The sequence below is a fragment of the Rhodococcus sp. NPDC056960 genome (assembly GCF_042674125.1).
Taxonomy (GTDB): Bacteria; Actinomycetota; Actinomycetes; order Mycobacteriales; family Mycobacteriaceae; genus Rhodococcus_F.
In genome coordinates this window covers 317,435-332,303 of record NZ_JBHURF010000007.1, presented here as the reverse complement: position 1 = coordinate 332,303, position 14,869 = coordinate 317,435, and the positions used below count along the sequence as shown (strand labels likewise).

Annotated in this window: 15 protein-coding genes; 7 read left to right on the top strand and 8 right to left on the bottom strand. The window is 67.5% G+C overall.

Annotated features, from left to right (window positions below):
* Positions 1-46: 46 nt before the first annotated feature.
* From ACFTWF_RS13850 to ACFTWF_RS13835, 4 genes are all read right to left on the bottom strand, one after another.
* Positions 47-370 carry a putative quinol monooxygenase gene (locus ACFTWF_RS13850; protein WP_378461773.1) on the bottom strand — a complete coding sequence of 108 codons (324 nt, stop codon included), beginning with the start codon at positions 368-370 and terminating at the stop codon, positions 47-49.
* A gap of 116 nt (positions 371-486) precedes the next feature.
* A complete protein-coding gene (locus ACFTWF_RS13845) occupies positions 487-2,091 on the bottom strand; it encodes a cation acetate symporter (RefSeq protein WP_378461772.1) in 1,605 nt (534 codons plus the stop codon).
* The gene (locus ACFTWF_RS13840; protein WP_378461771.1) at positions 2,088-2,441 is read right to left on the bottom strand and encodes a DUF485 domain-containing protein; all 354 of its coding nucleotides are present in this window, start codon (positions 2,439-2,441) and stop codon (positions 2,088-2,090) included. Before ACFTWF_RS13840 ends, ACFTWF_RS13845 begins: the two co-directional genes overlap by 4 nt.
* On the bottom strand, positions 2,438-2,917 hold the full coding sequence (locus ACFTWF_RS13835; RefSeq protein ID WP_378461770.1) for a nuclear transport factor 2 family protein: 480 nt from the start codon (positions 2,915-2,917) through the stop codon (positions 2,438-2,440). The genes ACFTWF_RS13840 and ACFTWF_RS13835 overlap by 4 nt, the downstream gene beginning before the upstream one ends.
* 192 nt (positions 2,918-3,109) lie before the next feature.
* Here ACFTWF_RS13835 and ACFTWF_RS13830 point away from each other — a divergent pair, with 192 nt between their 5' ends.
* The 6 genes from ACFTWF_RS13830 to ACFTWF_RS13805 all read left to right on the top strand — a co-directional run bounded on the left by ACFTWF_RS13830 (position 3,110) and on the right by ACFTWF_RS13805 (position 9,620).
* Positions 3,110-3,715, top strand: coding sequence for a TetR/AcrR family transcriptional regulator (locus tag ACFTWF_RS13830; protein WP_378461769.1), 606 nt, complete (start codon positions 3,110-3,112; stop codon positions 3,713-3,715).
* Positions 3,716-3,850: 135 nt separating this feature from the next.
* Entirely contained in the window at positions 3,851-5,044 is a 1,194-nt protein-coding gene (locus tag ACFTWF_RS13825) for an acyl-CoA dehydrogenase family protein (RefSeq protein ID WP_378461768.1), read from the top strand.
* Complete coding sequence (locus ACFTWF_RS13820; RefSeq protein WP_378461767.1) at positions 5,041-5,844, top strand: hypothetical protein; 804 nt, start codon at positions 5,041-5,043, stop codon at positions 5,842-5,844. The genes ACFTWF_RS13825 and ACFTWF_RS13820 overlap by 4 nt, the downstream gene beginning before the upstream one ends.
* A complete protein-coding gene (locus tag ACFTWF_RS13815) occupies positions 5,841-6,689 on the top strand; it encodes an alpha/beta fold hydrolase (protein WP_378461766.1) in 849 nt (282 codons plus the stop codon). Before ACFTWF_RS13820 ends, ACFTWF_RS13815 begins: the two co-directional genes overlap by 4 nt.
* A complete protein-coding gene (locus ACFTWF_RS13810; protein WP_378461765.1) occupies positions 6,686-8,392 on the top strand; it encodes an AMP-binding protein in 1,707 nt (568 codons plus the stop codon). Before ACFTWF_RS13815 ends, ACFTWF_RS13810 begins: the two co-directional genes overlap by 4 nt.
* On the top strand, positions 8,385-9,620 hold the full coding sequence (locus ACFTWF_RS13805; protein WP_378461764.1) for an acetyl-CoA C-acetyltransferase: 1,236 nt from the start codon (positions 8,385-8,387) through the stop codon (positions 9,618-9,620). The genes ACFTWF_RS13810 and ACFTWF_RS13805 overlap by 8 nt, the downstream gene beginning before the upstream one ends.
* 4 nt (positions 9,621-9,624) lie before the next feature.
* Here ACFTWF_RS13805 and ACFTWF_RS13800 read toward each other — a convergent pair whose 3' ends face one another.
* The 4 genes from ACFTWF_RS13800 to ACFTWF_RS13785 all read right to left on the bottom strand — a co-directional run bounded on the left by ACFTWF_RS13800 (position 9,625) and on the right by ACFTWF_RS13785 (position 13,574).
* A complete protein-coding gene (locus tag ACFTWF_RS13800) occupies positions 9,625-10,419 on the bottom strand; it encodes an alpha/beta fold hydrolase (RefSeq protein ID WP_378461763.1) in 795 nt (264 codons plus the stop codon).
* 75 nt (positions 10,420-10,494) lie between these two features.
* On the bottom strand, positions 10,495-11,343 hold the full coding sequence (gene catA / locus ACFTWF_RS13795) for a catechol 1,2-dioxygenase (protein ID WP_378461762.1): 849 nt from the start codon (positions 11,341-11,343) through the stop codon (positions 10,495-10,497).
* Positions 11,344-11,364: 21 nt separating this feature from the next.
* Positions 11,365-12,981, bottom strand: coding sequence for a 4-hydroxyphenylacetate 3-hydroxylase family protein (locus ACFTWF_RS13790; RefSeq protein ID WP_378461761.1), 1,617 nt, complete (start codon positions 12,979-12,981; stop codon positions 11,365-11,367).
* 20 nt (positions 12,982-13,001) lie between these two features.
* Positions 13,002-13,574, bottom strand: a complete 573-nt coding sequence (locus ACFTWF_RS13785) for a flavin reductase family protein (RefSeq protein WP_378461760.1) — start codon at positions 13,572-13,574, stop codon at positions 13,002-13,004.
* A 239-nt stretch (positions 13,575-13,813) separates the two neighbouring features.
* On the opposite strand from ACFTWF_RS13785, the gene ACFTWF_RS13780 reads away from it, so the two are divergent.
* Positions 13,814-14,761, top strand: a complete 948-nt coding sequence (locus ACFTWF_RS13780; RefSeq protein WP_378461759.1) for an AraC family transcriptional regulator — start codon at positions 13,814-13,816, stop codon at positions 14,759-14,761.
* The last annotated feature ends 108 nt before the right edge of the window (positions 14,762-14,869 follow it).

Here is a 14,869-nt window from a genome sequence, read left to right as displayed (position 1 = left end):
AGGCTAACGCGCGTTGCGCGCGACTTCAGGGTGAAGCCGGACGGGGTCAGTCGACTTCGAGTTCACCCATCAGGGACCACTCGGTGGCGTCGATCGTGGTGTTGATGATCCGCGGCGTCTGGGCGAGGGCGGGTTTCAAGGTGGCCAGCGCGTTCTGGAAATGGTCGCTCTGCACGTGGGCGACGGCTGCGTCGTCGTCGCGGAACGCTTCGACGAGGACGTACATGTTCGGGTCTTCGACCGCGCGCGACCAGTAGAACCACAGGTTGCCCGGTTCGTTCCGGGTCGCGTCGGTGAACGGCCGCACCAGGTCGAGCCAGCCGTCCGCGTGGTCCGGTTTCACGGTGAAGTTGACGACGATGAAGATCACGGCTGCCTCACTTCGGGGGTTCGCGGATTCCGTGACGAATCCTACGCGCGCGGTGATCCAGGGCGCGTGAGGAGCAGCGCGCCCTGGATCACCGTTTCGGCCTCCCCGAGCGAGGGTCAGTGCGCTTCGGCGAGTTCCGCGCCGATTCCGGTTTCGGCGCGCACCAGCATCTCGGCGAACTTCTCGTCCCGATCGGCCGAGCGGCCCTGACGGCGTTCGGCGGCGAGCGAACCGATCACGGCGGCGGCCAACCCGAGCGGCATGGTGATGATCACCGGCAACTGGATGGTCAACGGCGCCGGTCCGCTACCCAGCCAGAGTGCTTCGGTGAACATCAGGCTGACGACGGTGGATACGAGTCCCACCGAAATGCCCCACACCGCGCCGGTGCTGTTGAAGCGTCGCCAGTTCAGGCAGAGCAGCAGGCTGGGCAGGTGCGCGCTGCCGGCGACCATGAACGCCATCCCCATGAAATACGTGATGTTGGTGGTGTCGCCGATCGCCATCGTCAGTCCGATCGCGACGATGCTGAACGCGACCGCCGCGTACCGGGCGACCTTGGCCTCGCGGGCGTCCGCGGTCTCGGTGCCGGCGTCGGTGGTCTTCCTGCGGAAGAGGGTGGGCCACACGTCGTGGGCGAATGTCCCGGCCGCGGAGATCACGACGCCCGCGACGACGGCGACGATGCTCGCGAACGCGACGGCTGCCACCATCGCCAGCGCGATGGATCCGCCGATGGTGCCGACGCCGCCACCGAGTTCCGTGACCAGGGTGGGAGCCGCGAGGTTGCCGCCTGCGCCGACCTGATCCGCCCCGTCGGGGCCGAGGAGCGCCGCGGTGCCGAAGCCCATCACGATGACGATCAGGTAGAAGACGCTGCACAGAGCGACGGTCCAGCCGAGCGACTTCCGCGCCGTTGCGGCCTCGGGGACGGTGAAGAAGCGGATGAGGATGTGCGCCATGCCGGCGGTGCCGAGCGCGAACGCCAGGGAGTACGAGATCAGGTTGATCGCACCGGTCTGCCCGAAGATCAGGCCCGGCGACAGGATGGCGTCACCGGCCTTCGCGTTCGAGGTTGCCGCCCCGAGCATGCCCGGGACGCTGAATCCGAACTTCGCCAGGATGCCGAGGCACACCACCACCGCCAGGATCGACAGGATGGACGACTTGATCACCTGGACCCACGTGGTGGCCAGCATTCCGCCGACGAAGACGTAGATCCCCATGAGCGATCCGGCGACCACGACGGACAGCCCGAACGGGATCCCGGAAACCGACTCGAGGAGAACGCCCGCCGCGACGAGTTGGGCGAGCAGCACGAACGTGCCGGTGACAATGGTGCTGAGCGCAACCACAACCCGGACCCGTCGCGCGCCGGTCCGGAACACCAGAACATCGGCGAGAGTGAACTTTCCGACGTTGCGCATCTTCTCCGCGAGGAGGAACAGGACGGGGAGGAAGGAGATCACCGACGTGCACAGGATGACGGCGCCGTCGACTCCCTTGTAGAAGATCAAGCCCGTAGTGCCCAGGAAGCTGCCCGCGGAGATGAACTCACCGGCGATCGCGAAACCGTTCTGCCACCCGGTGATCGAGCGGCCCGCCGCGAAGAATCCGGTGGCGCTGCGGCTTCGGCGCGACGCCGCGAACGTCACCCACAAGGTGAGGGAGATGACAGCGGCACAGATGCCGATGGCGAGGAAATCGGTGTCGCCGGTCATGACGCATGCTCCTGATCACGGTGTGCGATGGCGCGGACGGCGGCATCGGCGGCGGGTTCGATGTAGGTGCGGGAGAGTCGGAAGTACGCGAACACGAGCACCCAGGTGCCGGCGAACTGGGAGAACACCACCCACAGCGACAGCGGAATGCCGAACGCGGTGTTGTCGCCGAGGAATTCGGGGAAATAGGCGAATCCGACGAGGAACGCCGAGAAGAGTGCGATCGCGACCAGGCCGAGACCGGTGGTGACGGCCCGGCGGCGACGCCGCAGTTCGACGAACTCCGGCAGCGCGAGGATCGGGGACCAGACCGCCGCGCCGGGCACGGTGGTGGGCGATTCGGTGCTCACGCGTTCACCGCCGCGCGCCGTGCCGTGTCGAGGGCGAACTGGTTCTCGTCCCAGCCCTCGGCCAGTGGTCCGAAGTAGTGGAAGCGCACCTGCTTGACGCGATACAGCCAGCGACCGTCGACCTTGACGGCTTCGTCCGTGTAGCGGCCCGCGGCGATGGAGGCGGCGCCGTCGGACACGCACGGCTGCCACAGAAACGAGCGGACCGTCGCACGATCGCCGTCGAGATCGATTTCCAGGTTGGTGATGAAGTGCCAGAACGCGGTGAGACCACCGGCGGCGAGTCCGGCGAAGAACTCTCGCATCTCGCCCTTACCCTTCGGGTTCGACAGTCCGTCGAATTCGCCGTCGTCGGTGAAGAGGCCCATCAGGGCGTCCCAGTTGCCGTCGTCGAGATGGCGGCAGTACTGCGCGTCGAGGTATCGGATGGCCTCGAGGTCTTCCAGGCGGCGGATACGTTCTTCGAGGGTGCTCAAGGCGGCAAACCTCCACGGTGCGATGTGCGGAATGTGCGAGCGGCTTATTAACGGCCGTTCATGTGATGTGGACCATAACGGACATGCGACCCTCGGTCAACACGGAGCGTCGTCCTCCGTTCGGAGGCCGTTGAACTGCAGCTTCCAGGGCATTTCTTGCCCGCATCGCATGCTGCACCTACTCTCCGAGGGATGAACACTCGGTCAAGCTCTGCGGTGATTCCCCACGTTCGGCAGCGAATCCTGGACGCAGCGCTCGACGAGTTCTACACCGCCGGCTTCCACGCCGCGACCATGCGCACCATCGCGAAACGCGCAGGCTGCAGCGCCGCCAACGTGTACAACCACTTCGAGAACAAGGACGAATTGCTGGTCGAGATCCTCCGGGCCGCCAGCGACGAGCAGTTCACCGCCACCCGGAACGCTCTGCGTAAGGCGGGATCCGCACCTGTGGAGCAGTGGACGGCCGCGGTGGTCGCGCATTCGCTGTACACCGCGCGCAACCAGCGTGCGTGTCTCGTGGCGAACACCGAACTGCGCTACCTCGACGAGGTCGATCGCAAACGGGTCGTGGGCTCGCGCGATGCCCAGGAACACCTGTTCGTGACCATTGCCGAAGCGGGGGTGGCGAGCGGCGACTTCGACGTCCCGCACGTCCACCAGGCAGTGACCGCTGTGCTGACCATGTGTGCAGGCATTGCGCTCTGGTACCGGCCGGACGGCCCGCTGTCCGCGCAGGCGGTGGCGGACTCGTACGGCGTCTACGCGCTCAACCTGGTCGGACACCGTCGCGCCTGACTCGGGTGGATTCGGCATTGACGGTCGATCCCGCTCGTGCTCTACTGGGTGAACAAGCGTTAATGTGATTCGAGTGCAGAACCGCGAGTTCTCCCGTATCGCGCGCCCCGTAGTTCGAGTGGATGAGGAGTGTCCATGACTCACCGGCCGTCGCAGCCGCGTACAGACTCACCGCGGTATCTCACCGAGGACCGATTGGCGATCCGTGACCTGGCTCGCGATTTCGCGATGAAGCAGGTGCTGCCGATCGCGAACGAACTCGATCCGGTGCAGGGCACCATTCCCGACACCCTGAAGAAGGCGATGGCCGACGTCGGGTTCTTCGGGATCATGATCCCGGAGGAGCACGGCGGCCTCGGTCTCGGAGTGTTCGAGTACTGCCTGGTCGCGGAGGAATTGTCGCGGGCGTGGATGAGCGTGTCCGGGCTGCTGGCCCGCGGCAACGGGATGGGCGGCGGATTCACCCCGGAGCAGGAGGCCGCGCTGCTGCCGAAGGTCGCGGCGGGGGAGTACCTGGGTGCGTACGCGTTGTCGGAGGCCGAGGCCGGGTCGGATGTGGCGAACATTTCCTGCCGCGCCACCCGGGACGGTGACGACTGGGTGATCAGCGGCACGAAGATGTGGTGCACGTACGCGGACGAGGCCGATTACCTGGTGTTGTTCGCGCGGACCGATCCGCAGAAGGATCCGGCGAAGCCGCACCGGGGGATCAGCGCGTTCCTGATCGACAAGCAGCGCGGCGGGTTCCCGGCGGGGATCAGCGGGACGAAGATCCGCAAGATCGGATATTTCGGGTGGAGCACGTGGGAGCTGTCGTTCGACGGATTCCGGGTGCCGGCCACGGCGATGCTCGGTGAGGAGGGCAAGGGTTTCTACCTTGCGGTGTCCGGTCTCGAGGTGGGGCGGGCGCACACGGCGGCCCGGGCTATCGGGTTGGCACGCGGTGCGTTGGAGGATTCGATCGCGTATCTGCACACCCGTCGTCAGTTCGGGCACGAGTTGGCGGATTTCCAGCATCTGCGGTTCAAGGTGGCGAAGATGGCCGCCGACATCGAGGCGGCGCGGCAGTTGATGTATTCGGTGGCCACCGATATCGATACCGGTCGGCGGTGTTCGCTGGAGGCGTCGATGTGCAAGTTGGTGGCGACCGAGATGGCGGAGCGGGTGACCAGTGAGGCGGTGCAGATCCACGGCGGCGCCGGGTACACCACCGATTTCCAGGTGGAGCGGCATTGGCGGGACGCGCGGTTGACGAAGATCTTCGAGGGCACCAGCGAGATCCAGATGCGCATCATCTCCGACGAACTGCTGGGGAGGGCCGCCGAATGAGCGCACCTACCATCGGCGTCGCGGTCGGCGATCGCTCCGTGAGCGACACAAGGCGCATCTCCGAACTCGCACTGTCCCTGCCGGATACGTCGCTGACCGGAATCGTCACGGCCGGGGTGCTCGCACCGACGCCGGCGGCTGGAGCCACCCGCACCGGGCTGCAATGGAATTCGGCGTCGTCGGTGACCGGCGACGACCTCGTCCGCGTCGAGTCCGTCGTCACGCGCGTCGAGCAGTCGGGGAACGGGAACGTCGTCGATCGCCACGTGCGGTTGGTCGACGACGGTGGATCGGTTCGCGAGCAGGGAATCGAGACATGGCTTCTGCCCGAATCATCCGACGTCCGACACGATCCCGCGGTCGACTTCTGCACTCCCGCCTGGGGCGAGCTTCTCCGTGAGTCCCTGTCCGCCGACCCTGCCTTCGCGTCCTCGTTGTCGACGTGGGACGGCACGGTGGGCCTACGCTGCACCGACGCGTCGGGCCGGGCCCGCGAGGTGCACCTGCGGATCTATCGCGGCCGGATCATCGACGTCGCGCGCCGCGTTCCGGGTGGGGCCACGTTCACGCTCATCGTCCCGGCCGTGACGTGGGTCGACCTGATGGTCGCCGAACACAACGACTTCATGCGCCGCGCGATCAGCGGCGAATTCTCCTCCAGCGGCAACGGGTACGAGTACCTGCGACTCACCAAGCCGCTCGACATCATCATCGCCCATGCCCGCACCTCCGCACGTGAGTGGCAAAGCGTGGCGGGGCACACTTTGCCACTCACGTGTGGAAGGGAGGCTCGGTCATGATCGAGGCCCGGTACCTGGAGATCGACGGGGCGCTCGGCTTCGTCGAGATCGTCACTCCCGAGAACTACTCGGACACCGAGACGCCCACCGTTCTGTGCCTGCACACCGCGGGGCAGAGCGGAGTCCAGTGGCGGCACGTCGCGTCCGACCTGGCCCGGCGGGGCTACCGGGTGATCGTCCCCGACCTTCCGGGGCACGGGCGTTCCGAGCCCGCGGTCGACGGCCCCGTCACCAGTATCGTGACGTTCGGCGACTGGCTCGGGAAGGTCCTCGACGCGCTCGACGTCGTACGGCCGTTCGTCATGGGATGTTCGATCGGCGGCAAGCTGACCCTCGAATTGGCCACCAGGCCGTCCCGACCGCTGGCCGGGGCGATCGCGATGGAAGCCGAGGCCGGACCCGGTCGCGTCAACGTCGGCGGACTGCGCCGCGAACTCGAAGACGTCGCCGGACCCAGCCGTTCCGACCGCACGTACCTGGGCACCCTGGCCTCCATCGGGCGGTCCGTGCCCGAGGTGAAGGCCCGCCTGATCGCCACGATGCACAAGCGGGAGGACCCGGAGATCTCGTCCTCGGACCTCATCGCCTGGGGGACCCACGACGTGCGTGAGCGTCTCGCCGAGATCACCTGCCCCATCCGGATCGTCGCGGGGGCGCAGGACCCGTGGATCCAGGCCGGACTGGTCGCGCAGGCCGCGTCGCGGATCGACGCCGCCCGTCCGGGACTTGCGACGTTCACCCTGTTGGACGATATCGGCCACTACCCCATGGAGGAGATCGACGATTTCGTCTCGGTGGCGGACGGCTGGCTGACCGAACTGCGCGCGGCGGCGGTGCTCTCGTGACGGCCCACGACACGGCCACGCGCCGTGACACTCTCGCCGCGCTGCTCGACGAACTGGTGACGGCCGACGCGGATGCCGCCGCCACCGTCGACGTGGTCGACGGCGAACCGATCGTCGGCAGCCGCACCGATCTCCGCGACCGCGTCGAGGCACTGAAGTCGGAACTCGAAAGGGTCGGTGTCCGCCGCGGGCAGTGCGTGGCGGTGTTGCTGCCGAACTGGTCGGACGCCATCGTCTGGCAGCTGGCCTCCTCGGCCGTCGGCGCACACGTCATCGGTGTCAACACCCGCTACAACACGCACGAGATCGCGCACATCCTCACGTCGGCGCGACCGGCGGTCGTGGCCGTGGCCGACCGGTTCCACGGTCTCGACCTGTTCGGACGGCTCGGCGAGGCACAGCGCTCCATCGATCTTCCGGCCCCGGCGGTCGCCGTGGTGCGCGGTCCGGGAACGGCCGGCGAGGCGATCGACCCGGCGCGGTTCGACCTCGGCAGCGGCGCCTGGACGGCGGGCAGCGCGGACACCGGCGGTGTCCTTGTGCCGGAGACGCCCGACATGGCGACCACGACCGCTGCGGGCGAACAGGCGGCCCCCGACGACCTGCTAGCGGTCGCCTTCACCACATCCGGTTCCACGGGAGTCCCGAAACTGGCGGCTCACCGCGAATCGGCGGTGGTCCGGCACGCGCGGGCCGACGCCGCCGTCCTCGACGTCGAACCCGGCGACGTCACGCTCTGCGTGCTGCCGGTGTCGGGGGTGTTCGGCTTCAGCACCGCCCTGGCGACTCTCGCCGGCGGCGGCACTCTGCTGATGGAACCTGTCTTCGACGCCGCGACGACGCTGCGGCGCATGCAGGCGCTGAAGGTGACGCACGTGGTGGGCGGCGACGACCTCTTCGCTCGCCTCCACGACACGTGGCAGGGCGGTGAACGTGCCGACCTGACGTCGTTGAAGCGGCTCGGAATCGCCGACTTCCTCGGCCGTTCGCATGAGGTGGCCGCGTGGGCCCGGGATGAATTCGACGCCGTCACCGCCGGTGTCTTCGGGTCGTCCGAGGTGTTCGCCCTGATGCTGCTGTGGGACGTCGCCGACCCGGAATCGGTGCGCTGGAACGGGGGCGGGCGACCGGTGGAACCGGCCATCGAGATCCGGATCGCCGACCCACTGGACGATTCCGTTCTCCCGGACGGTGAGCAGGGTGAGCTGCAGGTCCGCGGACCGAACGTCGTCGACGCGTACCTCGGCAACCCCGAGGCGGCCGCGCGCGCGTTCACGTCGGACGGGTGGTTCCGCAGCGGCGACCTGGCGGTCGCGACCGGCGACGGCGGCTATACGTATGTATGCCGGATGGGCGACGTGCTCCGGTTGCGCGGATTCCTGGTGGATCCCGCCGAGATCGAGCACCGGCTGGCCGAGCACGACGCCGTCCACCTCACGAAGGTCGTCGGCATCACCGGCCGCGGCGGGTACACCGAGGCGGTGGCCTTCGTCGTCCCGACGGAGGGAACCGACGCCGACGCCGCCGAACTCAAGGCCTGGTGCGCAGAGTCGTTGGCGGCGTTCAAGGTTCCCGCCGCCGTGCACATGATCGAGGAGATGCCGACCACCGTGGGCGGCAACGGAGCCAAGATCCGAGCGGTCGAACTGCGCGAATGGGCGCAGCAGTGGACCGATCACGAAAGGGATTTCCGCAGTGCCTGAAAACTCGAACGCCCAGGCGACCGATGTCGTCGTCTGTGAGCCCCTGCGCACCCCCGTCGGCCGATACGGCGGCCAGTTCACGGACGTTCCCGCAGCAGACCTCGGCGCCCGCGTCGTGTCCGAACTGCTGGCCCGCACCAGGGTGGATCCGGGCAGCATCGACGACGTGATCTTCGGTCAGTGCTACCCGAACGGCGAGGCGCCTGCGATCGGCCGTGTGGTGGCCCTCGACGCGGGCCTGCCGGTGACGGTTCCCGGCCAGCAACTCGACCGTCGCTGCGGATCGGGGCTGCAGGCCGTGCTCGACGCGGCGATGCGCGTGCAGACAGGAGTCGCGGAACGGGTGATCGCCGGTGGCGTGGAATCGATGAGCCGCGCCGAGTACTACACCGAGTCGATGCGGTGGGGAGCCAAGGGCGCCCCGGCGGCGATGCATGATCGGCTCGCCCGTGGCCGGGTCACCGCCGGCGGACGCCACTATCCGGTGCCCGGCGGCATGCTCGAGACGGCGGAGAACCTGCGCCGCAAGTACGGCATCAGTCGTCAGGAACAGGACGAACTCGCGGTCAGCTCCCATCGGCGGGCGGTGGCCGCGATCGACTCGGGGAAGTTCGCCGAGGAGATCGTTCCGGTGGAAGTGCCGGTCCGTAAGGGCGATCCGCAGGTCGTGGACCGGGACGAGCATCCCCGCGCCGACACGACGGTCGAGTCGCTGGCACGCCTGCGGCCCATCATGGGCCGCACCGACCCCGACGCCACCGTCACCGCCGGCAACGCCAGCGGACAGAACGACGGTGCGGCGGCCTGCCTCGTCACCACCCGGGCGGAGGCGGAGCGCCTCGGTCTCCGTCCGCTCGCCCGGCTGGTGACCTGGGCGGTCGCGGGTGTGGAGCCGTCCGAGATGGGCATCGGGCCGGTCCCGTCCACCGAGCGGGCACTGAAACGTGCCGGGCTGACGCTCTCGGACATCGACCTCATCGAACTGAACGAGGCCTTCGCGGCGCAGGCGCTCGCCGTCACCCGCGAATGGAACTTCGGCGCACAGGATTTCGAACGCACCAATGTCAACGGTTCGGGGATCTCGCTCGGGCACCCGGTCGGGGCGACAGGCGTCCGGATCCTCACGACCCTGCTGCGGGAGATGGAGCGTCGTGACGCGCGGTACGGGCTCGAGACGATGTGCATCGGCGGCGGCCAGGGGCTGACAGCGATCTTCGAGAGGATCTGACCGCTCAGCTGTCGAGAGTCCGAATCCAGTCGGTGAGCGCCCGCACAACGTGTGCGGGCGCTTCCGGCATCAGTGCGTGGCTGGCGTTCGGGACGACGGACACGGTGACCAGTTCGCCGAACCGGTCCCGCAATTCGTTCGCCGTCTCGCGAGGACGGAACGGGTCGAGAGCGGACTGCAGGTCGAGGATCGGCTGACGCGCCACCGCCCACCACTCGTCCTTCGGGGTGGCGGCGGACGCGGCGAGCTGACGCTTCGACACCTCCGGGTACCAGCCGGTGAGCCACTCCGTCGGATCGTTGCCGGGAGCGAAGAAACCGGTCTGCAGGTAGCCGATCCGCTCCGCGTCGGGCAGCGAGGAATCCGAGCACTTCACCGCCAGCTCGGTGAGGGTGGCCGGATAGTCGCGGGCCCCGGCCGCGGCCACCACGACACCGCGTACCAGGTCGGGCCGATCGGCGGCCAGCATCCGCGCGACGTAGTGCCCGAAGGCGTGACCGACCACCACCGCCGCGCCGTTGTCCAGCGCCTCGATCACCGCTCCGACGTCGGCGGCCAGGTCGTGCAACGTGATGTTCTCGAGCGATCCTGCGCTGCGGCCGATTCCCCGAGGCTGCGGCCGGGCGACCCGGAACCCGTTCTGCGCCAGCCCGTCCGCGACCTCGTCGTAGTCGTACGACTCCCGGCCGAGTGACGGCAGCAGGATCACCGTCGGCCCGCTTCCCTCGACGACGACCTCGATCACCGCGGTCGCGGTGTGCACGAACTCGGTCGTCCGCGCCTGCGAGTTGCTCGGCATGATGCTTCCTCCACAAACGTCTGAAACCCTGGGCGACGCGATGTCTCGCGTCGCCCAGGGCAAATGGTCGGTGTCTCAGTCCACGGCGGGATCGAGCGCGAAGTCGTAGGTAACGACCTTACGCCCGGCGTCGTCGAGCTGCGGATCGAGGAGGAGTTCGGGTTTCGTCGCGGTGGCGACGTCGTCGTCGATCCAGTCGCCACCCGCGAAGTACAGCTGGGTGATGATCGGCTGCTTGCCCGGCGAGGTCACCCGCAGATGCAGGTGCGCCGGACGCCACGGATGCCAGCCCGCGGCCTCGATGAACTGACCGGTCGGGCCATCGGTCGGAATTTGGTACGGCGCAGGCTGGATGGTCGTGATGTCGTAGCGGCCGTCGGCGTCGGTGACGACGGCGCCGCGGAGGTTCCACTCGGGCAGGTGCGGTGCGAACTGTGAGTAGTAGCCCTCGTCGTCGGCGTGCCAGAGTTCGATCAGCGCGCCACCGAGGCCGCCGCCGTCCAGGTCCGTCACCTGCCCGCGGAGGACGAGCGGGGTGTGGACGCGGTCCTCGTCCCGCATGGGGAGGGTGCACTGCGCGGGAAGTTCCGGCGCCCCGGGGACGTAGTACGGTCCCTCGATGCTTCCCTTGGTGCCCCGGAAGTTCCGGGAGTTCACCTCTTCTACCTCGTGCTCGACGAAGACGTCGAGGAGCAGCGGCCACTCGCCGCCCTCGCCCACGTCGATGAGCCACTGCTTGAGGACGCGATACTCCGGATAGGTGACGGCATGCTTCTGGATCAGCGCGCTCAACCCGGCGAGGGCCTCGGTGGCGATGGCGGACAGGCGCTCCGGGGACGTGTCGGCCGTGAATCTGTCGCCCTTGAACTTGTCCGTCGCGGCGTTACCGGAGCCGACCGCGGTGGGACTTTCGATGGTGGTCATGGTTTCTCCTGGTATGTGAAACTAGCTGCGGCCGAAGTAGGAGACGTCGTCGTTGCCGATGAGGTCGGGCACCGTCCAGCCGTCGAGGTCGTACTCGGACAGGCACTGCTCGGCGAGCCCCTTCATGGAGGCGACGTCACCACGATTCTCGGCGAACATCAACAGTTCGGCCTTGACGTTCTCGTGGTTGCCTGCATAGTTGCGCTCGTACAGCTCGTGGCGACCACCGAACTCGCTGCCCACCGAATCCCACAGCGCCTTCATGATCTTCACCCGCTCGACCGCGGGCATGCCCTCGGAGCCGCGCACGTACTTGTCGAGGTACGGGCGCACGTCGGGGCTCTTGAAGTCGGCCGACGACGACGGGAGGTAGATCAGGCCGGACGCGACGTCCTGCTCGATGATCTCCTTGATCCGCGGGTACCCCTGCTGCATGAACATCCGGTAGGTGAGACCGTATTCGAGCTTGGGGATGACCGTGTCGCCCACCCACGGCTCGGGGTCGCGGACCATCGATTCCGTGAGCGACCAGAACAGGTTTCGCCAGCCGATGACCTCACCGACTCGGGTCTGGACGCCGCGGAAACCGCCTGCGCCGGTGGCGTCGAGGGCCTTCATCAGCAGGCCGGCAATGAAGTCGAGTTTCACGGCCAGTCGGGTGCACCCCTGCAGGGTGAACCGGGGCAGGAACCCGGACTGCGGGAAGAACGCGTTGATCTTGTCCACGTCGCCGTACATGAAGACGTTCTCCCACGGCACCAGCACCTTGTCGAAGACGAAGATGGTGTCGTTCTCGTCCATCCGCGAGGACAGGGGGTAGTCGAACGGGCTGCCCATGACCGCGGCCTGCTGGGTGTAGGACGTGCGGCAGATCAGCTTCACACCCGGCGCGTCCATCGGGACGGTGCAGATGAGGGCGAACTGCTTCTTCTTGATCGGCAGACCGTAGTGGGCGACGAAGTTGTAGTTGGTGATCGCGGAACCGGTCGCGACGACCTTGGCGCCACTGACGATCAGGCCGGCGTCGGTTTCCTTCTCCACCTTCATGAACACGTCGCCGACCTCGTCGGGCGGCAGTTGCCGGTCGACGGGCGGGTTGATGATGGCGTGGTTCCAGTACAGGACCTTCTCCTGCGATTCCTTGTACCAGCGCTCCGCGTTGGCCTGGAACGGCGAATACAGCTCCTTGTTGGCGTGCAGCGTGCCCAGGAAGGACGCCTTGTAGTCGGGGGAGCGGCCCATCCAGCCGTACGTCATGCGCGCCCAGGTGGCGATGGCGTCGCGGTCCTTCCGCAGGTCGTCCGAGTTCTTCGACGCCCGGAAGAACGGCATGGTCACGCCGCCGTTGCCGGTGTCGGTGGGCGTCGTCAGGGCGTCGACGTGCTCGCCGGTGTGCATCGCGTCGTAGAGGCGGGCCGTCATCCGCACCGGATTGCGGAACGCCGGGTGTGTCGTCACGTCCTTCACGCGTTCCCCGTGCAGCCAGATCTCGCGGTCGTCTCGCAGCGACTCGATGTACTCGTCGCCGGTCATCGGTCGCGATGCGAAGTTCGCGGTGCGGTTGGCCTCACAGTCTGCGGCGGTGTTGACCTTCGTGCGGTCGACGACGGTCTCTGGGGCGGCTTCGGTGGTGGTCATGATGTTCCCTTCGATGAGAATTACGAGGCAGCCTGGGCGAGCTGCAGGTGGAGCGGAGTGAACGACGCGGCGGCGTCGAACCATCCGCTGTGGGGGTCGTCGAGGCAGCCATTCCACGCCGTGCTGCCCGAGGCGGCACCGAGATCGTGGAAGGTGCTGCGGTAGAACAGCAGTGGGTCCTTCTTCGGGTCCACGGACGCATCGACGATCTCGCCGATGAAGATGATGTGGTCGCCGCCGTCGTAGGACGCCCACGGCGAGCACGTCAGCGTGGCCACGTTGCCGGACAGCGCGGGGGCTATTCCTGCGGAGTCCCACGCGGGTTCCGTCCGCTGCGGTTTGCCGGCGAAGTGCATCGCGGTGTCGAGCTGATCGGCGGCCAGAATGTTCACCGCGAACGGTGCACCGTCCAGATAGCTGCACGCCTTGGACTTACGGGTCAACGTCACCTGGCACAGCCGAGGCTCGATCGAGATGGCCGTGAAGGCGGTGACCGTCGCCCCGTGCGGCTCGCCGTCGGCATTGGCGCACGTGATGACGGTGACGCCACTGGCGAACTGGCCGAAAATGTTACGCAGAGTGCGCTGGTCCATTTCTCCTGACCGCCTTTCTGCACGATTCGTGCGATAACTCCCTGTGATGGGGACCTGCACAACGTATGACGGCCGTCACAGTCCGTCGATCCGCATTGCGAAGTCGAGATCCGGAACGCGAAACGGGTTTCCCGGACGGCGGTCGCGAGTGCTTGCAGTGACGTGAGTCACAGGCGATGCTAGGGTCGGTAGTTGCCCATGCGCGGTCGTGGCGCGAGGTGAGAGGTCTGGGACGACGCATGCGAGGACAGCTGGAAGGTCCCGGGTTCACCGACTGGGACGAGGTTCACGAGGTGGTCGCGGACGCGTACTTCCCCCACGAGTTGCGTCCGCTGTCTCGGGACACCGCGGCGCGGTCGTCGCTGGAGTCGTCCCAGGTGGGGGCGTCCAGGCTCGCCCGGATCGGTTTCGGGGCGCCCGTGTCGATCGAATCCGACCACCCCGGTGCGTACGGCATCAACATCCCCCTGGCCGGCCGCATCGTGTCCGTCACCGGCGGCACGGAAGTGACGTCGACACCGGGGCTGGCGACCATCTGCCCGCCCGACACCCGGACCGTGATCACGAACTGGAGTAGCTCGTGCGAGATCATCGGGTTCAAGGTGGACCGGGACTACCTGCAGCGGGAAATGGACCGTGTCCTCGCCAGGCCGGGGCAGGTGCTGCCGCGGCAACTCGACCTGCGGTCGGGCTCCGGGGCCGAGTGGCTCCGGTTCGTGCGTTCCATTGCCGACCAGGCATTGCACGACAGCATTCTCCTGCGCAGTGACCAGGTGTCGCAGCAACTGTGCGGCGCCCTGACCACCGCGCTCGTGCTCACCGCGATGCCGGAGGACGATCCGGGCACGCCGGGTGCCCGCCCGCGCATCGTCAAGCGGGTCATCGACGCCATCCACGAAGACCCGGCTCGGCCGTGGACTGCCGGCGAGATGGCCGAACTCGTCGGCGTCAGCGCCCGCCGCATGCAGCAGGGCTTCCGCGAATACGTGGGCATGACGCCGACGGAGTACCTCGTCGACGTACGTCTCGAACGCGTCCACGCCGACCTGATCGGAAGCGATTCCTGTGCAACCGTTTCCGAGGTGGCAACCCGCTGGGGCATCATGCACACCGGCAGATTCGCCGCCGCCTACCGTCGCAAGTACGGCGTGACCCCCTCCGAATCACTGCGCGACCGCGGGCTCTGATCAGTCGGGCGGAGGGTCTCGGTCAATTGCGCGCACAACAGACCTCGTGCGATAGCGGAGTTACTTGTTGGTCTCAGTCGTCCGCTGCCCAAGTTCGACTTATCAGAG